Source organism: Amycolatopsis lurida (assembly GCF_900105055.1).
In the GTDB taxonomy this organism is placed as follows: Bacteria; Actinomycetota; Actinomycetes; order Mycobacteriales; family Pseudonocardiaceae; genus Amycolatopsis; species Amycolatopsis lurida.
Window position 1 is genome coordinate 754,568 of the sequence record NZ_FNTA01000004.1, and the last position, 24,327, is coordinate 778,894.

Annotated in this window: 24 protein-coding genes; 6 read left to right on the plus strand and 18 right to left on the minus strand. The window is 68.4% G+C overall.

What is annotated here, in order from left to right:
* Window positions 1–30: 30 nt before the first annotated feature.
* The 4 genes from BLW75_RS08615 to BLW75_RS08630 form a co-directional block, all read right to left on the minus strand.
* Window positions 31–1,284 carry an ATP-grasp domain-containing protein gene (locus tag BLW75_RS08615; protein ID WP_034319709.1) on the minus strand — a complete coding sequence of 418 codons (1,254 nt, stop codon included), beginning with the start codon at window positions 1,282–1,284 and terminating at the stop codon, window positions 31–33.
* A complete protein-coding gene (locus BLW75_RS08620) occupies window positions 1,281–2,438 on the minus strand; it encodes an NAD(P)/FAD-dependent oxidoreductase (RefSeq protein ID WP_034319706.1) in 1,158 nt (385 codons plus the stop codon). Before BLW75_RS08620 ends, BLW75_RS08615 begins: the two co-directional genes overlap by 4 nt.
* A gap of 102 nt (window positions 2,439–2,540) precedes the next feature.
* Window positions 2,541–4,094, minus strand: a complete 1,554-nt coding sequence (locus BLW75_RS08625; protein WP_241783950.1) for a carbamoyltransferase C-terminal domain-containing protein — start codon at window positions 4,092–4,094, stop codon at window positions 2,541–2,543.
* 102 nt (window positions 4,095–4,196) lie between these two features.
* Window positions 4,197–5,648 carry an NB-ARC domain-containing protein gene (locus tag BLW75_RS08630; protein ID WP_034319699.1) on the minus strand — a complete coding sequence of 484 codons (1,452 nt, stop codon included), beginning with the start codon at window positions 5,646–5,648 and terminating at the stop codon, window positions 4,197–4,199.
* Between the two features lie 188 nt (window positions 5,649–5,836).
* On the opposite strand from BLW75_RS08630, the gene BLW75_RS08635 reads away from it, so the two are divergent.
* Entirely contained in the window at window positions 5,837–6,529 is a 693-nt protein-coding gene (locus BLW75_RS08635) for a hypothetical protein (RefSeq protein ID WP_034319696.1), read from the plus strand.
* The gene (locus BLW75_RS08640) at window positions 6,513–6,863 is read left to right on the plus strand and encodes an MmcQ/YjbR family DNA-binding protein (RefSeq protein ID WP_034319694.1); all 351 of its coding nucleotides are present in this window, start codon (window positions 6,513–6,515) and stop codon (window positions 6,861–6,863) included. The genes BLW75_RS08635 and BLW75_RS08640 overlap by 17 nt, the downstream gene beginning before the upstream one ends.
* Before the next feature lie 345 nt (window positions 6,864–7,208).
* Here BLW75_RS08640 and BLW75_RS08645 read toward each other — a convergent pair whose 3' ends face one another.
* The 12 genes from BLW75_RS08645 to BLW75_RS08700 are packed head-to-tail and all read right to left on the minus strand — an operon-like array spanning window position 7,209 to window position 20,499.
* A complete protein-coding gene (locus BLW75_RS08645) occupies window positions 7,209–7,538 on the minus strand; it encodes an avidin-fold protein (protein WP_034319691.1) in 330 nt (109 codons plus the stop codon).
* On the minus strand, window positions 7,535–8,779 hold the full coding sequence (locus BLW75_RS08650; RefSeq protein ID WP_034319688.1) for a glutamate synthase-related protein: 1,245 nt from the start codon (window positions 8,777–8,779) through the stop codon (window positions 7,535–7,537). Before BLW75_RS08650 ends, BLW75_RS08645 begins: the two co-directional genes overlap by 4 nt.
* On the minus strand, window positions 8,776–9,771 hold the full coding sequence (locus BLW75_RS08655) for an asparagine synthetase A (RefSeq protein WP_034319685.1): 996 nt from the start codon (window positions 9,769–9,771) through the stop codon (window positions 8,776–8,778). The genes BLW75_RS08650 and BLW75_RS08655 overlap by 4 nt, the downstream gene beginning before the upstream one ends.
* Window positions 9,768–11,078 (minus strand): methylaspartate mutase, encoded by a 1,311-nt coding sequence (locus BLW75_RS08660; RefSeq protein ID WP_034319682.1) that lies wholly within the window; start codon window positions 11,076–11,078, stop codon window positions 9,768–9,770. Before BLW75_RS08660 ends, BLW75_RS08655 begins: the two co-directional genes overlap by 4 nt.
* Window positions 11,075–11,539 (minus strand): cobalamin B12-binding domain-containing protein, encoded by a 465-nt coding sequence (locus tag BLW75_RS08665; RefSeq protein ID WP_034319679.1) that lies wholly within the window; start codon window positions 11,537–11,539, stop codon window positions 11,075–11,077. Before BLW75_RS08665 ends, BLW75_RS08660 begins: the two co-directional genes overlap by 4 nt.
* Window positions 11,536–12,816: an ATP-grasp domain-containing protein gene (locus tag BLW75_RS08670; protein WP_034319676.1), complete on the minus strand. Its 1,281-nt coding sequence runs from the start codon at window positions 12,814–12,816 to the stop codon at window positions 11,536–11,538. Before BLW75_RS08670 ends, BLW75_RS08665 begins: the two co-directional genes overlap by 4 nt.
* Complete coding sequence (locus BLW75_RS08675; protein WP_091597182.1) at window positions 12,813–14,564, minus strand: ABC transporter substrate-binding protein; 1,752 nt, start codon at window positions 14,562–14,564, stop codon at window positions 12,813–12,815. The genes BLW75_RS08670 and BLW75_RS08675 overlap by 4 nt, the downstream gene beginning before the upstream one ends.
* Window positions 14,565–14,596: 32 nt before the next feature.
* Window positions 14,597–15,853, minus strand: a complete 1,257-nt coding sequence (locus tag BLW75_RS08680; RefSeq protein ID WP_034319670.1) for an MFS transporter — start codon at window positions 15,851–15,853, stop codon at window positions 14,597–14,599.
* Between the two features lie 6 nt (window positions 15,854–15,859).
* Window positions 15,860–17,479 (minus strand): class I tRNA ligase family protein, encoded by a 1,620-nt coding sequence (locus tag BLW75_RS08685; protein WP_034319667.1) that lies wholly within the window; start codon window positions 17,477–17,479, stop codon window positions 15,860–15,862.
* Between the two features lie 2 nt (window positions 17,480–17,481).
* Entirely contained in the window at window positions 17,482–17,847 is a 366-nt protein-coding gene (locus tag BLW75_RS08690; protein WP_034319663.1) for a cupin domain-containing protein, read from the minus strand.
* A 23-nt stretch (window positions 17,848–17,870) separates the two neighbouring features.
* Complete coding sequence (locus BLW75_RS08695) at window positions 17,871–19,184, minus strand: lysine N(6)-hydroxylase/L-ornithine N(5)-oxygenase family protein (RefSeq protein WP_034319660.1); 1,314 nt, start codon at window positions 19,182–19,184, stop codon at window positions 17,871–17,873.
* Between the two features lie 58 nt (window positions 19,185–19,242).
* Window positions 19,243–20,499 carry an ATP-grasp domain-containing protein gene (locus BLW75_RS08700; RefSeq protein WP_034319657.1) on the minus strand — a complete coding sequence of 419 codons (1,257 nt, stop codon included), beginning with the start codon at window positions 20,497–20,499 and terminating at the stop codon, window positions 19,243–19,245.
* A gap of 190 nt (window positions 20,500–20,689) precedes the next feature.
* Between BLW75_RS08700 and BLW75_RS42770 the strand changes: the two genes are divergently transcribed.
* Entirely contained in the window at window positions 20,690–20,890 is a 201-nt protein-coding gene (locus tag BLW75_RS42770; protein WP_158005413.1) for a hypothetical protein, read from the plus strand.
* Between the two features lie 147 nt (window positions 20,891–21,037).
* Here the strand turns inward: BLW75_RS42770 and BLW75_RS08705 are convergent, their stop codons facing one another.
* Window positions 21,038–21,445, minus strand: a complete 408-nt coding sequence (locus BLW75_RS08705; RefSeq protein WP_034319654.1) for a VOC family protein — start codon at window positions 21,443–21,445, stop codon at window positions 21,038–21,040.
* A 456-nt stretch (window positions 21,446–21,901) separates the two neighbouring features.
* On the opposite strand from BLW75_RS08705, the gene BLW75_RS08715 reads away from it, so the two are divergent.
* The 3 genes from BLW75_RS08715 to BLW75_RS08725 all read left to right on the plus strand — a co-directional run bounded on the left by BLW75_RS08715 (window position 21,902) and on the right by BLW75_RS08725 (window position 22,997).
* On the plus strand, window positions 21,902–22,174 hold the full coding sequence (locus BLW75_RS08715; RefSeq protein WP_143055311.1) for a hypothetical protein: 273 nt from the start codon (window positions 21,902–21,904) through the stop codon (window positions 22,172–22,174).
* A gap of 137 nt (window positions 22,175–22,311) precedes the next feature.
* On the plus strand, window positions 22,312–22,791 hold the full coding sequence (locus tag BLW75_RS08720) for a DUF2975 domain-containing protein (protein WP_034319650.1): 480 nt from the start codon (window positions 22,312–22,314) through the stop codon (window positions 22,789–22,791).
* Window positions 22,791–22,997, plus strand: coding sequence for a helix-turn-helix domain-containing protein (locus tag BLW75_RS08725; protein WP_034319648.1), 207 nt, complete (start codon window positions 22,791–22,793; stop codon window positions 22,995–22,997). The genes BLW75_RS08720 and BLW75_RS08725 overlap by 1 nt, the downstream gene beginning before the upstream one ends.
* Here the strand turns inward: BLW75_RS08725 and BLW75_RS08730 are convergent.
* Complete coding sequence (locus BLW75_RS08730; protein ID WP_034319646.1) at window positions 22,994–24,307, minus strand: cytochrome P450; 1,314 nt, start codon at window positions 24,305–24,307, stop codon at window positions 22,994–22,996. The two genes, BLW75_RS08725 and BLW75_RS08730, sit on opposite strands and share 4 nt — an antisense overlap.
* Between the last annotated feature and the right edge of the window lie 20 nt (window positions 24,308–24,327).

Here is a 24,327-nt window from a genome sequence, read left to right on the forward strand (position 1 = left end):
GGTAAGGGCCCGGTTTCGTCGTATCCTTTGCTATTTCTGGGTTTCGGAGAGTTTGACCTCGATCTTCCCGGCGAGATCGTTCGCGTTGCGCATGGCTTCGTCGAAGGACGCGCCCAGCGCGCCGATACCGCCGAAGATGTTGTTGCCGAGCGGTGGGCGCTTGATCAGGTCACCCGGCTTGGCGAAGATCTTGAGGTAGTACAAGGAGTTCGATTCGTTCACCGCGGGCGGGACGTCGATCGAGGCGATCACGCCGCCCGGGCAGATCAGGCACATCGCGGCGGTGTGCAGCCCGGTCGGGCTGAAGTGCCCGACGTCCGGCCGCACGCCGCGGGAGACGTCCATGAGTCCCTTGATCGGGTCGTAGCCGGCCGAAAGCCGCGCCATGTGGTCGAGTCCTCCACCGCCGGGCCGCACGGCGATCTCCAGCAGGAACGGTTTGCCCCGGTGGAAGCGGACCTCGGCGTGCAGCGCGCCGCGGGTCAGCCCCTGCGCCCGTACTCCGGCGGCGACCACCGAGTGCACTTCGGCCACCTGCTCGGTGGTGAGCGACGTGGGCGCGTGGTGCACGTCGTCGTCGAAGGTCTCGCCCTCGGAAGTGACCCTGTCCACAATGGACCCGAGGTAGACCTCGTCGTCCCAGGCGACCGCTTCGATGAGGTGCTCATGACCGTCCAGAAAGGACTCGACGAGCAGGCCGTGCGGGCCGAGATCCAGCCCTTCGGCCTCCATGTTGTACCAGGACATCCCGTCGATGCCTTCGCGCGCCTGCGCGTAGCGCTCTCGCATCTTCTCTTCGTCGTCGACCCGGAAGACGAAATTGCTGGCCGCGCCGAGGGTCGGTTTGAGGATCACCGGATAGCCGAAGTCTTCGGCCGCTTGAAGGGCCGAATCGAGATCTTCGACGAACCGGTAGTCCGGATGCGCGGCCCCGCCTTTCTCGTGCGCCTGCCGCATGATCAGCTTGTTCCGGCTGGTCCGCGCCGCGTCGACGCCGATACCGGGCAGGCCGAGTGCTTCGGCCACCGCGGCGACCAGGACCACGCCGGACTCGGAAAAGGTGAGCACACCGTCGAAGGACTCCTCCGCGTGCCACGCCTTCGCGTGCCGGATCAGGTCGTCGATGTGGTTGCTGCCGGCGATCCGGTACCGCTCGGACGGCCAGAGATCCTCGGTCCCGATCCCGTTGAGCACGTACAGCACCCCGCCGAAGTCCTCGATCTGCTGATACCGGGGCAGGTAGTAGTAGGAGTTCTGGCTGGCTTCCAGCGCGAGCAGTTTCACGACACACCTCGCAGGGCAGGACGGATCGGGTGGGCACCGCCCGCTCGCACGAGCGGCCGGTCGAGCGGTTCGAGTCCGGTCGTGACCGGGTCGGCGCCGGTCAGGCGCGCGGCCAGGGACCGGGCGATCAGCGGGGCGAACTTGAACGACGAGCCGCCGCACGCCGCGTAGGTCAGCACCCGGTCGCCGAGGACGGCGAGCATTGGGCCGAGGGTGGAGCGCCGGGCCAGGTAGTGACAGTCCCGGGTGTCGACCAGCCAGTCCCGGCGGAACCCCGGGATCAGCGTGGCGAACGTGTCGATCAGGTGTTCCCGCCACCACGAGGGCACCGTGGCGCCACCGATCTCGTCGACGACGCGGCACGCGCTCGCGGCGCTGAGCTTCAACGGCGTCCCGGCGACGGGCGGTACCAGCCACGCGCCCCCGTCGGAGCCGAGCGACGTGATCGCCGGGGTCGCGGCCCACGCGGCGGCGTCGGCGGGCGGCACGTCGCAATAGAGCATCGTCTGCCGGTGCAGCACGAGTTCCCTGGACAGCGCGGGCGCCAGCAGTTCCCGGGACCACGGGCCCGCCGCCACCAGGACGGCGTCACCGCGAAGTGTCTCCCCGTCGGCCAGCCGGACCTCGGCCCGGTCGGCGTCGATCCCGGTCACCTTGCGATGCGGATGAAGTTCCGCGTTCGCGTGCCATCGCAGCCGTGTGGCGCACGCGGTCAGCACACGATCGGCGAGCAGCACCCCGGCATGCGACTCGAAGATCGCACCCGTCCCCGGGACGAACCCGGCGTGCGGGAATTCGGCCGCGAGCTCGTCCGCGCCGAGCACCTCGGCCTTCGATCCGGCCGCCGTCAGCAGCTCACGCGCGGCCGCCGCCTCGGGCGCCGGAAGCGCGGTGAGCGCGCCGACCTGTTCGTAGAACGACGTGGCCAGCCGGTGTTCGAGCTCGATCCACGCGTGATGCGCGCCGACCGCGGCCGCCGTGGTGGCCGGGTCGCCGGCCTGCGACGCGCGCAGCACACGGTGCCGGTCGAACGAGGTCGCGCCGGAGAACGGGATGTCCGCCTGGTCGGCGAGCACCACTTCGTGCCCGGCCGACAAGCACTCCAGCGCGGTCAACAGGGCGATGACACCACCGCCCGCGAACACGACTCGCATGGTCTTCCCCCTCCGGGCGAGACTTCGTTCGGGCACCACGAGGTACCCGGATGCCACCGCTGGGTGGTGGCATCCGGGCCTTGCCCCCGTCGGGCAAGGATTTCAGGAGGCGCGCGGGGTCACGAACGTGTCGTTGATGACGTAGCCGTCGAGGCCGTACGTCTCCCCGTACTCGATGAGATCGCTGGTGCGGTTGAGGAAACCGCGACCGTTGTTGTTCAGCGACGTGTTGCACAGCACGCTGAACCCGGTCTGCTCACGGAACGCCTCGAGCAGGTCGGTGATGCCGGCGTTGCGCTCCCGCGTCACCGTCTGGGTGCGCGCGGTGCCGTCGACATGCGTGATGGCCTTCAACTCGTCGGAGGTGACGTGGTTGAAGTACAGCATGTACGGATCCTGCACCGAGCCGACGAACCACTGGGGAGCGTCGGATTCCAGCGCGATCGGCGCGATCGGGCGGTAGTCCTCGCGGCGCTTGATCTTGTTGAGCCGCACCGTGGTGTCCACGGTGAACGGCGCGGCCAGGATCGACCGGTTGCCCAGCGCCCGCGGGCCCATCTCGTACCGGCCGCGCGCCCAGCCGATGATGTTGCCGTCCTTGAGGTACTTCGCGACCTCACTCGCCACGAGCGGCCGCGTCTCGTACTTGGCGGGATCCGGGACGACGTCCTCGACGAAGTTCTCCCCCGCGTAGACGTCCCATTCGATGGTCGCCTGCCCGGTGTAGAACCATTGCGCGTCGATGGCCGTGCCCAGCGCGGAACCACTGTCGTTGGGGCACGGCGGCACGAACACCGACGAGAACAGGCCGCTCTCCCGCCACAAGCGGTTCCAGTCGCAGTTCAGCCCGCAGCCGCCGGAGATCAGCAGCGGCAGGCCTTCGGTCAGGTTCTTCTCGGCGTAGTCGTAGAACCGGTTGAAGATCGCCTGCGAGTGCTTCGCCGCGGCGTTGCGGTATTCCTGCGACCAGACACCGGCGTTGTACAGATGGGACCAGGACATCTCCTCTTTGGACAGACCGAGGATGATGCCGTCACGGTCGAGGATGAAGTCGATGGTCTTCTGCTCGTCCGGCGTGAGCGGGCCCGGTTCGGCGAACCCGGTCAGCGCCATCTGCTTGCCGGCGTCGTTGAACCGGAACTTCCCCTTGCCCAGCGGGAAACCCGGGTCGGCCAGCGCGAAGAGATACGCGTACTTCGCGCCGGGGTCGGTCAGGACGTGCTGCAGGTGCGTGGCCTCGCCGCGCTCGTCGATCCGGTAGAAGTCACCGATGTTCCCTTCCCACACCAGGGAGTAGTACGCCTGGCCGGGCGCCGCGGGGGCCATTCCGAGGGAGGTGTAGATATGCGAGCGCTCGTGGGTCGAGGAGAAGTACCGCACTTCCTTGCCGAAGAACTTGCCGGCCTCGTCGGAGATCGCGCCTTCGCCGACACCGAAGTATCCGGTGCGGGACGGCGGTTCCACCGAGAACTCCCCCTTGACCCAGCCGCCGAGCGCGACCACGTCGGGCTGCTTGTCGAGCATGCCCGCCGCGCGCGCCATCAGCTCGCCGGTGATCCGGTCGTAGCGCGGGTAGTTGTCCTTTTCCGACTCCAGCGCGAACAGCAGCTTGCCGTCCTCGATCGCCACGATCCCGCCATCGTGACCCTCTTTCATCGACAGAATCAGCATTGTGTCACCGAATTTCGCTCGCCTTCATTCGTCGACTCATTCAAGCCGCGCGGCCCGTTGACCGGAAGCGCCGCGCGGGGAGAACAATCAACCTTCGGACGAGCCACCCGGCAGGGTGCGCACCGCCTCGTGGCGCAGCGATTCGAACGCGTTCTTGCGCGTCCTGCGGCCCGCCATCGAGACCGCGGCGGCGAACGGGCCCGGTTCGCGCTGCCGTTCGGCGGCGAACGCGCTGACCAACCGGGACACCGCGTAGCGCCCGGCGACGTTGGCGCGCTGGAGAAGTCCGGCGTCCACCACGGATTCGAGGAGTTCGTCGGCGGTCTCGATCATGATGCCCATCGCGGCGGCGACGCCGATCGACGTCGTCCAGCCCGCCCCGCTCTGCCCGAAGTGCTGGACGGCCTCCCGTTCGGTGGGCGAGAGATGGTCGTACGCCGCGGAAAACCGGTCCCGCACGTTGACGTCACCGACGCAGAGGCTGCCCATGAGCCGTTCGCGATCGGCGAGCTGGCCCGCGGTGTACGCGATCGCCCATTCCGGGCGCGCGGCGATCTTGCGGCCGACGATGTTGACCGCCAGCGGAAGATCCCCGCACAGTTCGGCGATCGTGTCGGTGGCGTCGTGCTCCGCCCGCACCCGGCCCGGTCCGGCGATCCGGCCGATCAAGGCCAGCGATTCCTTGCGCGAGAACGTATCGAGCTCGATACGGTTCGTGTCCTCCAAACCGAGCAGCCGGGCGCGGCTGGTGACCACGACCTGGCTGTGCGGTGCCTGGCCGAGCAGCGGCCGCACCTGTCCCTCGTCCCGGACGCCCGTCAGGAGCACGAACAACCTGCGTTCCGCCAGCAGGGACCGGTACAGCCCGATCCGCTGCATCGGATCGTCGGGCACCAGATGGGCGGGCACGCCGAGCGCGCGCAGGAACCCGCGCACGATCCCGTTGGCCGACCGGCCGCCGGAGCCACTGTCGCCCAGGTCGGCGTAGAGCTGCCCGTCCGGGAAGTCCGCCGCCACCTCTTCCGCCAGCCGCAAGGCGAAAGCCGTCTTGCCCACGCCGATCGGGCCGCTGACGAGCAACGGCACCTTGACCGGCCCGCTCGCCCCGATCATCTCGGCGGCGTCGGCCAGATCCCTTTCCCTGCCGACGAAAATCCTCGATCCCATGGGCAGCTGGGCCGGACGGGCGAGGCGGATGACGCCGGATGCCGTCGCGTGCGCGCCGTCCGGCGGAGTGTCGGCCGCACGGTCTTCCCGTGTCTCGGCGCCGGCCCCCGGCTGTCCGGCGACACTGCGCCAACGCCGTTCCCACACCGCACGGTCTCCACCGCACGCGGAGACGAACGCCAACGTCACGGCGAGCGTCGGCAAACGATGGCCGCTCGCCGCGCTGGACAGCACGGAAGGTGCGAACAGTGCGGTCCTGGCGAGTTCCCGGTAACTCGGGTTTCCCGCCCGGTTCCTCAAAACGCGCAGATCGTGAGCGAATGCGGCGATCGGACCAGTGGAGCCGTCCAACGGTCGCTCGGGTCTGCCCATGCCCTCTCCCTCCCCTGGATGGGGTAACGCAATCGCGCTGCGTGACCGCCATCCTTGTGGCCTTCCTGGCCACAACCCTAAAGGACCAATGAAGGATGCAGCAGATACAAATAGGTGACTCAATGTACAAAGTCCAATAGTTGGACGTGGAAATTCACCCCCTTGGTGGCACCGGATAGGGTTCGCCCATGTCTGACCCCCTGCCCCCGCTCGCCGAACTCCGGCGGGCCGCCGAAGTGTTCAACGGCTTCGCGAATGTGGACGCCTCTTGGCTTCGACTGCTCAAGGAAACGCACTCCGCGATCGACCTGTCACAGCCCGCGCATCGGACAATTCTTCTTCGCTGGCTGAACTCGTGGGGATGCCGTATCCGGTACCCGCGGGACGGCGAACCAGCCCCCTTCGACGACGGCGTCCGGGCCTGGTGGGAGACCTGGGGCACCACGCTCCCGTCGGCCGACCTGGCCGGCCTGTCGGACGCGGAGATCGACACCGCCGCGAAGGCCTACGCGGATCTCTCGGGTGTCGTCGTCTCAGCGGGACGGACCAGGCGTACGCTGGGCCCGACCGCCGCGGCCAAGGCGTTGTATGCGTTGCGGCCCAACACGATCATGCCGTGGGACGCCGCCATCGCGGCCGCCCTCCACGGCGCCCGTGACGACGCCGCGTTCGGCGCGCACCTGCGCCTCGGCCGCGCGTGGGCCGCCGCGGTGATCGCCGAGGCAGGGGACGGCGGGGCGGAGATCCCCGCACTGATGGGCAGACCCGTGTCGCTGGCGAAGATCCTCGACGAATACCTCTACGTCGCCTTCACCATGGGCGCCACGGGTGACTGGGGAACAGACAGCGGAGAATGGTGGAAAAATGGTAACCGGGGATGACGTCAGACGGATCGTTTCGGACCTGCCTCGTGCCTATGAGGCACTGGTCCGTGACCGGGCGAAGTTCCGCGTGGGGCGAATCGTCTTTCTTTCGCTCTCGCCCGACGAAACCGTGATGGGATTCGGCTATCCCAAAGAGGAGCGGGAAGCGCTCGTGGCGGGCGAGCCGGAGAAGTTCATGATGCCGATTCCCTCCGATATGCGCTATCAGTGGGTCCGCGTCCGGCTGTCCGCGATCGATTACGAAGAGTTACGCGAACTGATCGTCGACTCGTGGCGAATGTGCGTGCCGAAGAAGGTTTGGACCGAATACCTGGAAAAGAACCCGAGCTGAACTGCTCCTTTCGGCGTGCGCCGTTCGGCCCCCTCGCTTACCCTTTTCGGTCCCGTGAATTCGCTTTTCGGACCATCCAAGAGGGTAGAAATCCGGTGCCGCCCCGGCCCGGGCCGTGACTGGAGTCGTAACTCGCGTGCTTGAAGCCGTGACTCGCGTGTCTGGAGGCGTAAGACGACCGGGTGCGCGAGTTACGCCTCCAATCACGTGTGTTACGGCTCCAAGCACGCGTGTTCGGTCCTCGCTACGGCCGCCGCAAGTCGAGCCGGGCGCACCCCGAACGCGCGTGAAGGCCCCCTTCCCTAGGCTCAGCCGAGGGAAGGGGGCCTTCACGCGCAAACGAAGCTACTCGGCCACCTCTTCGATGGCGGAGGTTCCACGGGAGCCGGGATTCCCGTACCGCTCCCACACCTCGTTCAGCCGGATCCGCCCGTCCGGCAGGAACTCCGGCGTGTTCGTGCTGTGCCCCGCGATCACCTGCCCGCTGGCCAGCACCATCGTGTAGGCCATGTCGATCGTCCCGTCCTCGCCGCACTTCCCGGTCAGCGAGCCGAGCCGCACCCCGCCGCCGGTCAGCTCGGCCCACACCAGGTCGTCCTTCTGCCGGTACAGGGTGACCGGCGCGTTCGGATCCGTGCTGACCTTGCGGAACCGTTTCCCGTCGTAGTTGATCATTCGTTCTGCTCCGTCCGAGTCGGGAACCAGAGGTCGTCCGAGGTGAGATCCGCGAGGTCGTACTTCCCGAGCGCGCTGGCGAGCAGCCGCAGTTCGAGTTCCAGGCACCGCACCAGCCGCACAAGCCCTTCGTCCGCGTCCTCGTCGACGGCGAGCAGCGCCGCCCGGCCGAGGCCGACCGCGGAAGCGCCCATCGCCAGGCACTTCAGCGCACGGGCCCCTTCCCAAATCCGCCCCGACACCAGCAGCGACGCGTCATGTTTGCCGACCCGGCGCAGGCATTCCACCAGCGGCAATCCCACCTGGTCGAGGAAGACCGACGGCGCCCAGCCGGTGCCGCCCTCGGCACCGTCCACGGTGACGGCGTCCGCCCCCGCCGCCCACGCGACCCGCGCGGCCTCGCCGACGTCGCGGCCGGGGTGCAGTTTCACCCAGGCGCGGGCCCGCGGGTAGTTGTTGCGCATCAGGTGGATCTGCTGGCGCAGGATCTCCCCGGTGAAGGTGCCGGGGCTGCTGGACCGCAGCACCATGGCCTGGTCCCTGCCGAATGCTTCGTCCACTGTGTACTGTTCGGCGACCTCGCCGGCGGCCGTGCGCGAGAGCACGGTCATCCCCCCGAGTCCCGGTTTGGCACCCTGCCCCACCTTGAGCTCGAACGCCAGCCGCCCGGTCTCCAGCAGCTTCGTCGCGGACGGATCGCTGTAGACGAGGTTCCACACCTCCGCGTCGGCGTCCTCGGTGCTCTGCTGCACGACGACACCGCCCAGCCCGTCCGGCACGGCGCCGGCGTACGCGCGGATCCGGCCGAGCAGGCCGTCTTCGGCGCTTTCGCCCATCCGGCCGTACCCGTGCATGGGGACGACGTTCTCGCCGATCACCATCGGCATCCCGAGCCTGCCCGCCTGCTCGCTCGCGGCGATCCCGAGCCCACTGCCCGCCACCTGCGTGGACCCGAACGCGCACAGGAACACCGGCGACGGCGCGGTGAACCCGCCGAGGACGGTCGACAGCGCGACGTCGCCGTACACCGGTTCACGCGCGAGGTCGAACATCTTCTCCAGACGCCGCGGGACGAACACCGGCGGCACGATCCGCGCGCGGTCGAGTTCGTCCGGCGGAGTGCCGGCGTCCGCGCCGAACAGCGACCGGCCGTATCCCGCGACGTCGGGGAAGATCGCCGCGCTGCCTTCCCTCGCCCTGGCCCGGATCGCGTCCTCCGGGAGCTGCCGCGCGGTGATCACGGCGTCGCGATCCCGGGCAGCTTCGGGTACGCGTTGGCCTGCCAGATCGCGTCCAGCCCGGCGATGTACCGCGTCATCCGCTCCAACCCCATCCCGAAGCCCGCGCTCGGCGGCAGCCCTTCGCGCGCGAGGTCGAGGTACCAGGCGTACTTCGCCGGGTTCTCCCCCGTCTCCCGCATCCGCTCGATCAGCCGCCGGTACTCGTGCGTGCGCTCACCGCCACTGCACAGCTCCCCGAACCCGTCCGAGGCGATGAGGTCGAAGTTCCGCAGCACTCCCGGTTCGGTGCTGGACTCGCCGTCGGTGAACCCGCGCGAGCCCTTGGGATAGTCGACGATGAAGAACGGCCGGTTCGTCTGCTCCGAGATGATCCGCTCGCCCTGCCAGTCGATCTCCGCGTCGGCGCTCTGCCCGTGCCGAAGACCTTGCAGCCGCGACACCGCCTCGCGATGCGTCATCCGCTCGAAGTCCTCTTCCAGCAGCGCCGTGAACGCCGCCTGGTCCCGGCCCAGCGTGGCGAGGTCTACTTTGGACTCTCGCAGGGTGTGGGAGACCACGTGCCGTAACAGCCCCTGCGCGATATCGAGGACCTCCTCGCGACTGGCACGGGCGACCTCGACGTCGATCTGGGTGAACTCGACCAGATGCCGTCCGGTGGTCGAGGTCTCCAGCGGCTCCAGCCGCACGTTCGGGGCGACGTAGAAGATCTTGTCGAACGCGAGCAGCGAAGCCTGCTTGTACAGGATGACGCTGGTCATCATCTTGTACTTGTGCCCGTAGTAGTCGACATCGACCTGCTTGGCCCCGCGGCATCCCGGGTCGGTGACCGGCCCGATCAGCGGCGGCTGCAGTTCCACGAACCCGTTCATGCCGAGGTACTCGCGGGTGCCCGTGGTGATGCTGTTCTGGATGCGCAACGCCGCCTGCGTCACCGGTGACGTCAGATGCTCGCGGGTGCCCGGCGGCAGCGCCGCCTCCGATGGTCCGGTCATGTCCTACTCCCCTGTGTCAGTCGGTTCACGGGCTCGATTCCCGGCAGCCCGTACTTCTCGTCGAACGACCGCTCGACGTACCGGAGCGCGTCCAGCAGATCGCCCGAGGTCATCCGCCGTTCCGCGGGCAGGTCGACGAGGTCGCCCAGTGGCATCGCGCCGATCCGCTGCCACTCCAGGCGTCCGCCGGCGTCCAGCCGTCCGCGGGCGCGGCCCGCGTTGTCCGGGTGCAGGCAGAACGGGACGTCCAGCTGCCCCCGCGCGAACGCGGTGACCAGTGCCCGGCCGAGATCGGTGTCGAGCGAAAGAACGTTGTCCACCAACGCTTTCGCCTGAGCGTGGATCCCGGTGTCACCGAGCCTGCCGATCCGGGACACCCCCCGCGCGGACTCGGCGGCGTGTTCCAGCGCGGTCACGTTCTCCGCCACGGTCGGCAGCCGGTGCGCTTCGGCGGTGGTCTTGACGATCAGCCTGCTCGCCCCGGTGCGGGCGGCCAGCCGCGCGGACTCCGCGATCAGCTCCAGCGCACCGCCCGGTGTCCTCGGGTGGACGCCCATGTAGCCGTAGATCACCACATGCGTCCGCGCGTGCGGCACGTATTCCCCGATCAGCGCGTGCAGCGCGGCGACGGCCTCCTCGTCCTGCCCGGCGTGGGTCTGCTGCGCGTAGCTGAAGGACAGGCAGCGAATCCCGTGCCGCCAGAAGAACATCCCCTCCAGCACGCTCAGCGCGACCAGCAGCGCCGGCGGGCACAGCTGGCCCATCATGCAGCCGCCGAAGGTCTCCAGGTGCGGTTCCAGGTCGGGACCGCGGGCCTCGGCGAGCGTTTCGCACGAACGCCGCCAGTTGTCGACGGCCGCCGAGAGCGGCATCCGGCTGTACGGCAGGCAGTACGACACCGGGCCGCCCTCGGTCGCGTGCAGCCCGAAGTCCAGCAGCGCCCGGACGATCCGGCGGGGATCCGCTGAACCGTGCCGGATCTGCACGGGGAAGTCCCCGGTCAGCACGCCGTCGAGCAACGCCGTCGTCGTCGCGGGATCGTGGTCGACGAGCGGGTAACCGTTGAGATCGGCACCGGCCGCCAGTGCCGCGCGCGCCGCCTCGTGGTCGCCGACCCTGGTGTAGCTGTCGATCGTGATCGTCCCGACCGTCGCGGCCCGCGCCGCCCTGGTCGCCAGCAGTCCCCGGGTCATCCGCCCCGGATCCGCGAAACCCATCCGGGGCTGGACGACCAGCTCTCCCCTGGCGTGGTGGCGCGCGACCACCTCGCCGAACGAATGTCCCCGCCGCGGGGTGAGCACGCTCATCCCGCGCCCAGCGGGACGCCGGGGGCGCGCACGGACAGGGTGCGGAGGAACGTCCGAAAGGGCGTCAGTCCGCCGGAGTCCTCGAACACCGCGTCGAAGCCGGCCTCCAGCAGCCGCGCCGCGTTGCTGCCACCCGTGACGTCGAGCTTCCCGCCGATGACGACCGGCATCGTGACCAGCTCCGTCCGCGCGCGGAAGGTCTCCATCAATCGGACTCCGTCCTGGCGGCCGTGCCCGTTGAGGCTGCTGATCACCAGCAGGTCCGGCCGCCGGGTGACGCATTCGCGCACGATGGTCGCGTCCGGGACGCAGGCACCGAGGTTGGTGACCCGGCAGCCCAGTTCCTCTAGCAACAGCTCCAGGTACACCAGGTTCCAGGTGTGCGCGTCGGACGAGAGCCCGGTGACGAGCACGTCGAGACCGGCGGCCGGGAGCGTGGACTGGACGGCTTCGATGGTCATGGTGCGGCGCTCTCCCTCTCTCCTCGGTCCGGCCGCACGTCGATCTCGATCAGCGCGACCGCCTCTTCGGCCAGGCGCGACGCCTCCGCCGGGCTGTCCGCGGTCACCATCAGGTCGCCGACGCGGTCCCACGAACTGCGCAGCCCGTCGAACCGGTCGCCCGCCGAGACACTGACGTCGCACATGAAGACGCCTTCGGCCTGCGACGCCTTCTCCACGCCGCGCACGTCCTCGATCAGGCCGGGCTCGATCGAGAGGAACCGGACCGCGGCGCCGCCTTCGGCCTTGCGCGGCAACAGGTCCACGACCGGTTCGTCCTTCATCACCGAGAAGTAGGCGCGGTTCAGCTCCACCGGATAGGCGCGTTGGATCAGCTCGATGATGCCGTCGCCCGCGAACCGACCGGCGCATTCGACCAGGTAAGGGACGCCGTCCGAGACGATCCACTCACAGTGGACGATCCCGGTGCGGAACCCGGCCGCCGAGGTGAGCCGCCGGGTCTCCTCGGTCAGCGTCGCGGTCAGCTCGTCCGGGATGTCGGCGGGGACGATATGCGCGAGCTCGATCGGACGCGGGCCGGGGAACAGCCGCTTGCCGGTGACGTTGGCGAACAACGGCTCGCCGTCCCTCAGCAGCATCTCGACGCTGTACTCGTCGCCCTCGACGAAGCTCTCGGCCAGCATCTTCAGTTCCATCGCGCGGTCCGGGACGAAGATCCCCTCGTCCTGCACGACGCAGTTCGTCCACGCCTGCTCGGCCTCGGCCGGGTCGGTGAGCACCTGCGTCCCCACCGACGCCTGCCGGTTCGCCGGCTTCAGCACGGTCTTCCCCGGATGCCGCGCCATGAACTCGCGGACCTGCGCCGGGCTTTCGACGCGCGCCGACGCCGGGTTCGCGATCCCCGCCGCCCGGCTGACCAGGCGCAGCACCGCCTTGTCCCGCAGGATCTGCGCCGCACCGACCCCCGCGCCCGGCAGGCCGTAGCGTTCCGCGAGCCGGGCCGCGAACGGGGTCGCGTACTCCGTCAGCGGCACGACGGCGGCCGGGTCGAGATCGTGGTGGACGTGGAAGAACTCGTCCGCCTTGCCGGGCAGGTGGAACTCCCACTCGATGAGTTCGCGCACCAGCGCCGAACCGGCCACCGTCTTGCGCGCGTCGCGTTTGCGGATGACGTCGGGTTCTTCGACGAAGATGACCGATCCGTCCGGCTGGAAGTCCTTGATGGACGAACCCAGCGCGGCGGCCACGAACCCGACCAGCACCACCGGCCGCGTCATGACTGCTCCTCGACGTAATACCAGTTCTCGGGGTTGATCAAGCCGTACGGGTTGATCGGCGAGAACCCGCGCAGGTTGCCCGCGACCTCGAAGAGCCGCCGCGGGAACGTCGGCATGAAGATCACCGGCGCCTGCTCGGCGATGTACTCCTGGTACTCGTACAGCGCTTCGAGCGAGTCGGTGGTGACGGTCTTCGCGATCAGCTCGTCCGCCTTGGCGTCGCGCCAGTTGCTGAAGTTGCAGGCGGCACCGCTCTGGAAGAGGTTCTCCCCGGTCGGATAGTTGTAGACCCAGCCGCCGCCCCAGCACGACAACTGCCACATCCGCTTCTCGCCGGGGCCGTCCTCCGCCACCAGGACCGACCCCATCACCTCTTCGAGGCGGATTTCGATGCCGGCCTTGGCCGCGTCGTCCCGGAACTGCGCCATGAGCCTCGCCAGCGACGGCCGCCCTTCCCAGTAGCGCAGGGAGAAGCTCAGCTCCGTGCCCGCCGGGATGCCCTCGCCCGCTTCACCGGGACCGGTGCCGGGACGCACGCACACCGCGGGCGAAGCGCTGACGTCCCACCCGTTGTCGGAGAGCAACTGCCGTGCCTTCTCCAGGTCGAACGGCCAGAACCCGCCGCGTTCGGCGATCTTCGGCGACACCAGGTCGCTCTTGGGCAGCACCGGGATCGACCCGGTCTGGCTCCAGCCGTAACCCTGGTAGACCTCGCGCGCCCCGTACTCCTGGTCGAAACAGCTCTGCAGCGCCTGCCGGACGTACGGCTGCCTGATCATGTTCCCGGCGACGGTCGGGTTGCTGAAGTTGACCGCCATGAAGTTGATGTTGAACAGGATCTGCGGTTCCAGCTGGAAACCGTCGCCGAGCGGGTTGGGGCCGCCCTTCGTCGGGTCGCCGTCGGGCTGGACGCCCATCCCCGGCGGCAGGAAGCCGACCTGGACATCGCCGGACTGCAGGAGTTCGTACTGCTGCTCGTCCGAGGTCGTCGACACCTGGCGCAGTTCGTCGAGATGCGCCGGGTTCGGCCCGCTGTAGTGCTCGTTCGGGACGAAGGTGACGACGCCTTCCTCGGTGTAGCTCTTGAGCCGCCATGGACCGTTCACGACACTCCACACCGGACTGTCGGCCCAGCGCGTGCGGTGCGAGTTGTCCTCTTCGACGACGTCGCCGTTCTCCGCCATCAAGAACTCGTAGACCGCTTCGGCCTGATCGATGTCGTGCGTCGCGTCGGCCGGGCCGTCCGCGGTGCGGTCCCACGCCTTCGGCATCGGCGTGATCATGGTGAGCTGGTTCAGCAGCACCCAGTTCTTCGAGTACGCCTTGTCGAAGGTGAAACTCACGGTGTCGTCGGCGACCTTCCCGAACGAAACCAGGTTGTCCGGGAAGTAGCCCTCGGAGTAGGCGCCGAACCTCGGCCCCTTCACCTTCAGCATGTTCATCCAGAAGATGACGTTGTCCGCGCAGACCGTCTCGCCGTTGGACCACTTCCACGGTTTGATCCGGACCGTGCAGGTGCGGCCGGTCTCGTCCCACACCGGCTCTTCGCCGACGCTGAGGTCCCAGTCGATCTCCGGCGCGCCGTCCCGGCCCAGCCAGTAGAGCGGCCGGTACATCAGCATCTGGAACTCGTAGAGGCTCCGCACGCCGAAGCGCTCGCCCGGGGTGAAGGGGAAGATCACCGCGGGCGGGAACCCGGGAAGGCAGGCCCAGGTGGCGACGCCACCCTTGATCGGCTTGTCCGTCATGACTTTTCGTTTCCTCCGCATGTCGGCCGCGCTCAGGCGGCGGTCGCCTCGAGAACCTCGGCCGGCCGCTTCTCCTGCGCCGACAGCGGTTTCGCCAAGCTGAAGTAGGTGCCGATCACGATCGCGCCCTGCAGGATCGCCAGCCCCCAGAAGGCATAGGGCACCGCCGTCGCGTCCGCCAGTGAGGACAACGCGACCGTCGCACCGACGCCGAGCCCGAGACCGACGGCCTGAGTGCCGCCGAAGATCCGGCCGACGCGATCTTCCGGGCTGGCCCGCATCAGCAGCGTGCGCGCGGCGATCCGGCCCTGCGCGAAGCAGAACCCGGCGAACGGGATCGCCGCCATCAGCGCGATGTAGTGCAGCGGCTGGATCGCGAGGCAGATCAGGTTCCCGAGCGTGCCGAGCACCGCGAGATGGATCCCCTTGAACCGCTTGCTGACCTTGCCGTACGCGGCGGCGCCGACGATGAACCCGACCCCGGCCAGCGCGTCGACCACGCCGATCATCCACGCGCCCTGGTTGAAGGTCTGCAGGATCAAGGTCGTCAGAATGACGTTGGCGACCATCAGGCCGATGTTGCCGTTGGCGTACAGCAGCGCGAGCCGCTTGATCGGCTGCCGCACGGGGACCTCGACCGGCGCCGACGGGTCGGTGGCCGTGATCTCCTCGACCACCGGGGCCTTGGCGGGTTTGCGGCCGATCGCGTAGACCAGCACGGCCGAGAGGACGAAGCTCAGCGAGTTGAACACGAACAGCGGCGTCGCGCCGAACCAGATCACCAGGAAGCCCGCGAGCGAAGACGCCAGCAGCATTCCGGAGTTGCTCGCCATTTCGAAGTGGGAGTTGAACTTCCCGAGCCGCTCGTCCCGGATCCGTTCCTTGATCAGGCCGTTGCTGGCGGGCATGAACAACGCCGCGGTGCAGGCGAGCATGAAGTTGGCTATGTAGGAACCGAGGTTCGCCGGGCCGCCGATCCACAGCCACACCGGCAGCGCGAACGCGGTCATCGCGCTCACGAGGTCCGCCGCCACGCACAGCATCCGGCGATCGACCTTGTCGACCAGCTTGCCGAACATGACCGCGAGCGCGACCTGTGGGATGGACACCGCGATGAACAGCCAGCCGACCGCCAGGGTGGTCTGTTCGGCGTGGAAGACCAGGATCGCGGCGGCGGTGATCTGGAACGCGTTGCCCGCCGTGGTGATGAATCCCGCCGGAACCAGCAGGCGTTCGGCGAGCCGGGAACTCCGGGCCGCGTCGGCGGAAAGGGTGCTGTCGAGTGACATGGGGTCTCAGACCTCGCTCGTCGGGGGGAATTCCAGTGATGGCACGGGGAAAGCCGTGGTGTGCGTGACGTCGAAGGCGGCCGCGGTGATCCGGGGTTCGAATCCGCCCGCTTCGGCGGCTCGCTCGGCGAGGTCGATCAGGATCGGCGAGGCACAGCCGATCAACGCCCGCAGTTCGAGGAAGAGGTCACCGAGCCGCGCGCGGAGCATCTCCTGGTCGAGATTGCCCTTGAGCGTGCGTTCCGTCGCCGCGCGCAGGCGCTCGACGTGCTGCACCACCAGATCGGCGGCGCGGCTGAGGCTGAAGTCCTCGAGCTCGTAGTTCAAGGCGAACCGGGAGACCATCGCCGCGGCGCGTTCCGTGGCTTCGGTCGACACCGGGAGCGAGCCGTTCTCGCCACCGACCTCGGCGGTGAGTTTCGCCAGGGTCTCGGCGAGTTCGTTCCACGGCGTGACCAGCCGCTCCCCCGCGACCTTCTCCAGCGCGGCGCGGGAGAAGTTGGTGCGCGCGAACTCGGGGGCGGTGAGGTTGAGGTGGAACCGCGCGATGTCGCGAGGCACCTCGGCCGCCAGTTCACGGGCCCAGACCACGTGCCCCTTGCTGGTGGAGAACTTCTCGTTCTCCAGTTCGTAGAACTCGTTGACCAGCAAGGTGTCCGGCAGGACGTAGCGGCCTTCGAGGGCCATCAGCTCCGCGACGTGGACGACGCCCCAGGTGAACAGCGGATCGAACCCCATGAACACCACGACCCGCGCGTCGTTCTCCGCGAGCCAGGCGTCGTCGGCGGCGGCCTTCGGCTTCCCGTTGCGCCGCAACGCGTACTCGGTGCAGTACATCGAGGCGGGCATCCCCTCGACCCAGGCGTTCAGCCGTTGCCCGGGGGTCTGGAGGAACGGCGCCGGCAGGCCCCATTTCACCGGGTACGTGATCGCGAAGTCGGGCAACGGCCCGGCGAGCAGTTCCCGCATCAGCCCGAGCACGTGCGGCCGCCACGCGGGACCGCGCTCTTCGTAGTAGGCGAGGAGTTGTTCGCGGTACTCCGAGACCGGGAAGACCATGATCTCGGTTTCGCGGTAGGTCACCTCGTCGGCCGGGTCGAGCACCGAGTACGGCTCGATGAGCGCGTCGAAATCGATCGGATGCCCGCAACCCTCGCAGAACCCGCCGCGGCTGTCGGCGAGGCACGTCGGGCAGCCACCGCCGACGAAACCCTCGACCAGGAACTCGCCCGTGCTCTCGCTGTAGGGCAGCCGCACCTTGCGCAGGCGGAGCTTGCCCTTGTCGTACAGGCGTTTGACGTAGTCGTAGACCAGCGCCTTGTAGCCGTCGTCGGTCGGCGAGAAACCGTCGACCTCGACGCCCATCGCCTTGAAGGTGCGCTGGATGTTCTCGGTCGACTGCTCGACCAGTTCGGGCGGTGTCAGCCCGACTCTGGCCGCGCTGGTGACGAGGTAGGTCTGGCTGTCGTCGGTGCAGGAGGCGAACACGGCCTCGCGGCCGGCCGCGCGCAGGTATCGCCGGTGCACGTCGGCACCGAGGTACGGGCCGGCGATATGCCCGATGTGCAGATCCCCGTTGGACGTCGGCGGGCCGCCGATGATCACCACCGGTCGCTTGTCGGTCATGCTCACGCGTCCGCCTCGTGCCGGGCGGCGAACTTCACCGTCATGTCGGAGTCCCACCAGATCGCGTACATCTCGAAGTCCTCCGCACCGTCGTTGAGGATGCGGTGCTCGGTGCCGGGTTTGTGGAATTCGATGTCGCCGGGCCGGAAGGCGCGGCGCTCTCCCCCGGACTCGACGACCGCTTCGCCGTTGACGGCGATGAAGATCTCGTACTCGTGGTGGGAATGCGCACCCGTCGCGCCGTGCGCCGGCACCGTCACCCAGGCGCCTTCGAACGGCGCGTTCAGTGCCGCCCACGGCAGGAGCCGCTGGCCGTAGGCGCCGTTCTCGAAGACCATCTTTTCCCGCTCAAGCGGACGGATCTCCATGACGTTCTCTTCCTTCTCGTGGGTCAGCGGGTGGCGACGATGGGGGCGGTTTCCGAAGTCGGCTGCGGTGGCACCGAAGGGTTCTCTCCGCGGTGGGCGAGGATGTCCTGCAGGATGTCGTTGGCCCGCGGGGCGAGGACGCTCAGCAGCGAGTCCGCGATGCCGTGCGTGGCCTCGTTGACACCTTGGAGGTACACGGCCGCGGTGGCGGGCTGGTCGATCTCCAACCGGTAGTCGCGGGTCACCTTGATCTCGGACAGGCCGATCGACTTCGCGATCTCCTGGACCATCCTCGGCATCTCCGGGGAGAAACCGGTGCCGAGCAGGACGAGATCGGTGCGCAGTTCCTGCGTCTCGCCGGTGCGCCGATCGGTCAGCTCCAGCACGATCTCGTCGCCCTCGTCACGGGCGTCGGTGATGTCGTTCATCGTGATCATCTTGAGCCGGGACCGGCCCGAGAGACGGTCCAGGTAGATCGAGCGGTAGAGCGCGTCCATCGTGCCCGGCGCCAGCCCGGAGTAGTTCGTGTGGTGCATCTCCTTGAGCATCTGCTCGCGCGCTTCCGGCCGCGCCTCGAAGAACTTGTCCACATGGGACGGGAAGAACAGCTCGTTGTTGAACTTGCTGCTCTCGTAGTAGTTCAGCCCGATCGAACGCATCACCATCGTCGGCTTGCATTCGGGAAGATCGTTCTGCACCGAGCCGAACAGTTCCGCCGCGCTCTGCCCGGCGCCGATCACCGCGACGCGGTATGGAAGGTCCTTGCGCAGCTTGGCGATCCTCGGCAGATACTGCGTGCTGTGGATGACGCGATCCTGGTTCACCGTCCGGAGCAGGTCGGGGATCCGCGCGTCGCGCCCGGCGCCGACCACCAGGTACCGGCTGCGGATGACCTCGCCGTCGGCGACGCGGGTGTCCCAGCCGGTGAGGGTGCCGTCCGTCCACACAGGAGTGATCTCGCGGCATTCCCGGCCACGCTGCAGATCCACCAGGGACAGCGAGTCCGCCGTCCACTTGAGATAGTCGGCGAGTTCCACCCGATACGGGACGAAACTGCCCATGTTCACGAATTCGTTGAGCCGGTTCGTCGCATGCAGGTAGTTCAGGAACGAGAAGCGGCTACGCGGGTTGCGCAGGGTCACCAGGTCCTTGAGGAACGAGACCTGCGACAGAGCCTCCGGCAGGAGCATTCCCCGCTGCCAGGAGACCTCTTCGTCCCGTTCGAGCAGGACCGATTCGCGGGCCAGGCCGGGCGCGAGCTCTTCCAGTGCCACTGCGAGCGCCAGGTTGGACGGTCCTGCTCCGACTGCGAGCAGCTCGACATCACGGTTCGCCATTTGTTTGCTCCGCCATCGTTGAGAGTGCTGGGAAGGTGTGGTGCGGTGCCGTGCGCGGTCAGGCGCCGACGGCCACCGAGGGCAACAGGGGGTGCGCGGTCAGCCGGACTTGGGCCATGGCCTTGTCCAGCACCGCTTCGCAGTCTTCGGGATCGGCGCCCGCGCAGATCACGTACGCGTGCCGCGAGATGAACTCCGCCGGCGGCAGCCGCAGGCGCCCGCCCGGCTCGACGAGCACGTCCGCGGCGAGGATCCCGTTGTCCCGCAAGGTATCCGGAACGGACACGGACTCGACGACACAGTCCTGTTTCGGGTAGCCGAACCGCACGCCGACCCACCGGGGCTCGGCCTCGTGCGGGATATGGGGACGCATGCCGAGTGCGACGTCGACCGCGGCCGCGCCCGGGTCGACCCCGGTCGCGAACTTGGCGAGCAACGGGATCAGGTCGCCGCCGAGCCTGCCGTTGATCTCCACGATCACCGGCCCCCGTTCGGTGAGCTTGAGCTCGGTGTGGGTGATGCCGTACCGGAAGTCGATCGCGCTGTGCGCGCGGGCCAGCGTCGAACGCAGGACCGGGTCGGCGAGCAGTTCGTCCGCGGAGCTGACCAGGTGGCCGAGCTCCTCGAAGTACGGATGCATGCCGACCGTCTTGTGTGCCACGAACATCGGTGTGTACTCGCCGTCGACGACGGCACCGTCCACACTGATCTCCGGACCGCTCAGGTACTCCTCGACCAGCGCCCCGCCCTTGTAAGCGGGAGAGCCGCCGAAGCTGGCGTCCTCCGCGGTCCGGAACGCCTTCCGCACCGCCTCGGCGTCCTCCGCGAGGCTGACGCCGATACTGGCCCCGCCTCCGCGCGGCTTGACCACGACCGGATACCCGATCCGTTCGGCCACGCGGACGGCCTGGTCGTCGTCGTGCACGAACCCGAAATCGGGCTGCGCGACGCCGGCCGCGGTGAGCGTCCGGCGGCTGAACCACTTGTCACGGCAGCCTTCGATCGCGGAGATCCCGGCACCCGGCACCCCGAGTTCGTCCGCGACATGCGCCGCCGCCACGATCAGCGCCTCGTCCCAGGACACCACGCCGAGCACCGGCGTGGTCGCGTTCAGCGCCCGGGCCGCGGCCAGCACGGCGTCCTGGTCCTGTGTGTCCAGCACCGTGGCGCCGGTGATGTAGCGCTCCTGCCAGGTCGGTTCGGTCCCGTTGAACAGCCACAAGGGATGCCGGTGCCCGGCCGACGCCAACAGGTACTCCCGGTACGGCCGCATCCCGCAGCCGATCACCAGGACAACACCCTCCGCTGAGCTCATTCCCTCTCCCCACCAGCCCGTCGCTCCGTCGCGGGCTACTACATCCCGGGGGCGGGTTGACCGGAACCCTTGATTCGGGAAGAACAATCAACGCGGGCGTGGCTTCAGAGGGTGGTTTCGTAAGTGGCGGCGAGGCGCTCCAGCGGCTCGTTTACCGGGCCCGGCGTCCTCGCGGGTCAGCAGGCCGGCCTTGACCAGCCGCTACGACCGGTCGGCAAAGATGTCGGACGCGATCCCCCTCTTCGGAACCGGCGAGCACCTGGCGCCGAACGCCTCGACCGCGGCGTTGATCGGGCAGCCGGAACGGGCGGGTTCCGCCCTCCGTGAGCCACCCGATTGCAAGACCGCGGATCCGAGAGGCGTGCTCGACGCCCGGTCCCAGCCCGCCTGATGACGAGTGGCGTCCGTCCAGACACGCGTGTCGTCCGCCTGATCACGCGTGTCGTCCGTTCGATCACGAGACATCGCCGGTACTGGACTTCCTGAGTGGCAAGGACCGTCAGAACGACCCGAATCACTCACGACCGGCCGAAAGCCCCTAGGACAGAATGATGTTCACCATCCACGAGATGCCGAACCTGTCGATGCAGGCACCGAATTCGTCGCCCCACATCTGCTTTTCGAGCGGAACCGAAACGGTGCCGTCGGCGGAGAGCTTCTCCCAGTATCCGCGCAATTCCTCGCCGTCGTCGCCACTGAGGCTGATCGACACGTTGGTGCCCGGATTGTGCTCCATTCCCGGCGGCGTGTCCGACGCCATGATCGTGTAGCCGCTCGGGGAATCGAGTTGGCTGTGCATGATCTGGTCCTCCGCCGGCGTTCCGGCCATACCGGACTCGCCGAACGTATTCAGCGTCAGTTCCCCGCCGAACACCGACTTGTAGAACTCCATGGCCTGCCGGGCATCACCGGCGAAGCTGAGGTAAGGATTGAGACGGGAAGCCATTGGAACGCTCCTTCTGGTCGGGTCACGAGCATCCTGACAGACGCCTCCCGGCGCGACAACGGCTGGACTACCGCCGGGTGAATTCCTTCGCGCACCAAAAATTCAACCCCGTTCACCGAATGCGGTGAGCGATTTTCCGAACGTCGCTCAGGGTCCCCGTATGCCCGAGTTCCGGATCCACCCCGCGACGGCCGACCGGTTCGGTGACGTCGCGACGAACGGGAACAAGCGCGCCTGCTGGTGTCTCGCCTACCGCGCGAAGCCCTCGGACTACAGCCGATTGCGCGGCGACGAACGCGCCGAACATGTCCGCGGCCTGTGCGCGGCGGATCCGGCGCCCGGAGTCCTCGCCTGCCGCGGCTCCACCTCGGTCGGCTGGTGCGGCGTCGGGCCGCGCGCGCACCTCCACCGTATGACGCGTTCCCGGACGATGCCGCCGATCGACGACGTTCCGGCGTGGACGGTCATCTGTTTCGTCGTCAGGTCGGCCATCGCCGCAAGGGTGTGGCGATGGCCGGCGCGGTCTCCTACGCCCGGTCACACGGTGCGCCCGTCATCGAGGGCTACCCGGTCGATCCCGGTGAGGGACGGATCAACCCTTCCGCGGCATACGTAGGGACCATCGGGCTGTTCGCCGCCGCTGGGTTCTCGCTCATCGAAGAGACCGAGGCGCGCTCGGACCGGAGACCGCGGTGGCTGATGCGGCTCGATCTGCGTGCCGGCTCTTGAGCGACACCGACCAGCGGCGAGCAGCGTGGCGAAAGCGGCTTTCGCAACTCCTCCCAGGACCCCGCCCGACCACCCACTCCATCGACAACCGGGCGCTACCGATTGACTTTCGATAGATAACGCGCGAAACTCGATTCATGATCACAGGACAACGGGCGGTCGCGCCTCTCCGAGTGTTCCTCGTACTGCTGTTCGGGGTCCTCGTCCTCTTCCAGACCATGTCCCTGCCGGGACAGTTCGCGCACATGGCCCGGCAAGACCCCGAAATGGCATACCTGCGCTGGCCCGCGACGGCGATCTCCATCTTCTGGGTGCTGTGTGTCCAGGTCGTGGTCGTCGCCACCTGGCATCTGCTCACGCTGGTCAAGAAAGACCGGATCTTCACCGAGGCTTCCCTGAGATGGGTGGACGCCATCGTGTGGGCGATCCTCGCCGGCTGGGTGGTGCTGGCGGGCGTGTTCCTCTATGTCGGCTTCAACGCCGAAGATCCTGGCCTGCCGCTGCTGTTGTTCTTGGCGTTGATCGGCGTCGCCGTGCTGGGCCTGCTCATGGTCGTGTTGCGCACGTTGCTGCGGCAGGCCACCACCCTGCGGTCGGACATGGAACAGGTGATCTGATGCCGATCGTCGTCCGCATCGATGTCGAGCTGGCCAAGCGCAAGATGAGTGTCGGCGAGTTCGCCGAACTCGTCGGGCTCACCCCGGCGAACGTGGCGGTGCTGAAGAACGGCCGCGCCAAGGCCGTCCGGTTCAGCACCCTCGAAGCGATGTGCCGGGTGCTCGAATGCCAGCCCGGCGACCTGCTCGAATGGGTTGAGGACTAGACCACTGAGAACTTCAGGTGGAAGTTGTCGAGCGTCGCGGGCAGCGGCCGCTCCGGCCCGAGGACGGCGCCGGAGACGAGTTCGCAGCGCCGATCCTTGATCAAGTGCGCCAGCATCGTGCTCGCGCAGAACAGCACGAGGTCCCGGCCGGGGCAGACGGCCGGTCCGGCGCTGAAGGGGACGAGCGCCGGATTGGCCGCCGCGCTGCCGTCCAGCCAGATCCCGGGTTCGAACCGGTCGGCGTAGGGCAGGGATTCGGGGTCGCGGTGGAAGAACGGGGTGAAGATCAGCACCGTGGTCCCCGCGGGTCCCCAGGCGGTCTCGGCCGTGCTCTCGCGCAGGAGCGCGGGCGTGGTCGGCCACAGCCGGACCGATTCGAGGGCACAGGCACGCAGATACGCGAATTGGCCGGGCGCGGTCAGGTCGGCCGTCGCCACCTCTTCGTCGGCGCGTTCCCGTGCGTCGGGGTGGGAGGCCAGCAGCGCCAGCGCGCGGAAGGTGACGATCCCGGCGGCGTCGAACGCGAAGAGCCAGTGGGCGACCTGGTCGGCGACGACGTCCATGGTCCGCTCGCCCGACGGGCCCGCCGATGCGATGGCTTCGGCGAGACTCCCCGGTTCAGCCCGTTCCAGGTGACCGATGAGCCGGGTGCGGAACTGATCGTGGAGCCGGTCGCGCCGGGGATGCGCGTACGCCCAGTTCGCGTCTTTCCGCAGGCGGGCGAGCGCGTCGGTGAGGCCGTCGTCGTCCGCCGCGGACTCGCCGAGCGTGACCCGGCGGGCCATCCGCCACCAGGCCACGGTGAAGGTGTCCCAGTCCAGCGTGCCGCCGTCCCAGAGCGACGCCGCCTCCTCGGCGATCGCCGAGGCGAAGGGCGCGGCAAGGTCGTGCAGCGGCTTCCCCGTTTCGAGGACGTCCTCGTTGAACCGGCGGCGCGGCGCGCGGTCCGTCGCGTCCGAGATCAGCACGCCGTGCGGCTGGAAATGTCCCAGCGCCGCCCGCTTCTCCTTGGTCGACGGGCTGAACGGGACCGGCGCGGCGGCGAGCACCTCGCCGACGTCCTCCCCGGACAGCGCCAGGTCGATCGTGCGGCCGGGCACCCGCAGCCGCAGCGGGCCAGGACCATAATGGGACCGGAGCCGCCCCAGCAGCCGCACGGCGGCGCGATCGAACTGGAGTTTCTGCGCCGCCGCCATCCCCAGCGGCCGCCGTTTGATCACCCCGCCGGCGAGCGTGGGCAGGACGACTCGCAGCGCGACACGCACGGTGTCCTGAACGGAAGCGGTGGCCGGTTCGGTCGAAGTCGCCATGCCCGAGGGCTACCCACGGC

Coding starts and splice junctions, on each gene's coding strand:
- BLW75_RS08620 (WP_034319706.1), bottom strand. CDS start 2,438: ATGCGAGTCGTGTTCGCGGGCGGTGGTGTCATCGCCCTGTTGACCGCG.
- BLW75_RS08625 (WP_241783950.1), bottom strand. CDS start 4,094: ATGAAAGAGGGTCACGATGGCGGGATCGTGGCGATCGAGGACGGCAAG.
- BLW75_RS08630 (WP_034319699.1), bottom strand. CDS start 5,648: ATGGGCAGACCCGAGCGACCGTTGGACGGCTCCACTGGTCCGATCGCC.
- BLW75_RS08635 (WP_034319696.1), top strand. CDS start 5,837: ATGTCTGACCCCCTGCCCCCGCTCGCCGAACTCCGGCGGGCCGCCGAA.
- BLW75_RS08640 (WP_034319694.1), top strand. CDS start 6,513: ATGGTAACCGGGGATGACGTCAGACGGATCGTTTCGGACCTGCCTCGT.
- BLW75_RS08645 (WP_034319691.1), bottom strand. CDS start 7,538: ATGATCAACTACGACGGGAAACGGTTCCGCAAGGTCAGCACGGATCCG.
- BLW75_RS08655 (WP_034319685.1), bottom strand. CDS start 9,771: ATGACCGGACCATCGGAGGCGGCGCTGCCGCCGGGCACCCGCGAGCAT.
- BLW75_RS08660 (WP_034319682.1), bottom strand. CDS start 11,078: ATGAGCGTGCTCACCCCGCGGCGGGGACATTCGTTCGGCGAGGTGGTC.
- BLW75_RS08665 (WP_034319679.1), bottom strand. CDS start 11,539: ATGACCATCGAAGCCGTCCAGTCCACGCTCCCGGCCGCCGGTCTCGAC.
- BLW75_RS08670 (WP_034319676.1), bottom strand. CDS start 12,816: ATGACGCGGCCGGTGGTGCTGGTCGGGTTCGTGGCCGCCGCGCTGGGT.
- BLW75_RS08675 (WP_091597182.1), bottom strand. CDS start 14,564: ATGACGGACAAGCCGATCAAGGGTGGCGTCGCCACCTGGGCCTGCCTT.
- BLW75_RS08680 (WP_034319670.1), bottom strand. CDS start 15,853: ATGTCACTCGACAGCACCCTTTCCGCCGACGCGGCCCGGAGTTCCCGG.
- BLW75_RS08685 (WP_034319667.1), bottom strand. CDS start 17,479: ATGACCGACAAGCGACCGGTGGTGATCATCGGCGGCCCGCCGACGTCC.
- BLW75_RS08690 (WP_034319663.1), bottom strand. CDS start 17,847: ATGGAGATCCGTCCGCTTGAGCGGGAAAAGATGGTCTTCGAGAACGGC.
- BLW75_RS08695 (WP_034319660.1), bottom strand. CDS start 19,184: ATGGCGAACCGTGATGTCGAGCTGCTCGCAGTCGGAGCAGGACCGTCC.
- BLW75_RS08700 (WP_034319657.1), bottom strand. CDS start 20,499: ATGAGCTCAGCGGAGGGTGTTGTCCTGGTGATCGGCTGCGGGATGCGG.
- BLW75_RS08705 (WP_034319654.1), bottom strand. CDS start 21,445: ATGGCTTCCCGTCTCAATCCTTACCTCAGCTTCGCCGGTGATGCCCGG.
- BLW75_RS08720 (WP_034319650.1), top strand. CDS start 22,312: ATGATCACAGGACAACGGGCGGTCGCGCCTCTCCGAGTGTTCCTCGTA.
- BLW75_RS08725 (WP_034319648.1), top strand. CDS start 22,791: ATGCCGATCGTCGTCCGCATCGATGTCGAGCTGGCCAAGCGCAAGATG.
- BLW75_RS08730 (WP_034319646.1), bottom strand. CDS start 24,307: ATGGCGACTTCGACCGAACCGGCCACCGCTTCCGTTCAGGACACCGTG.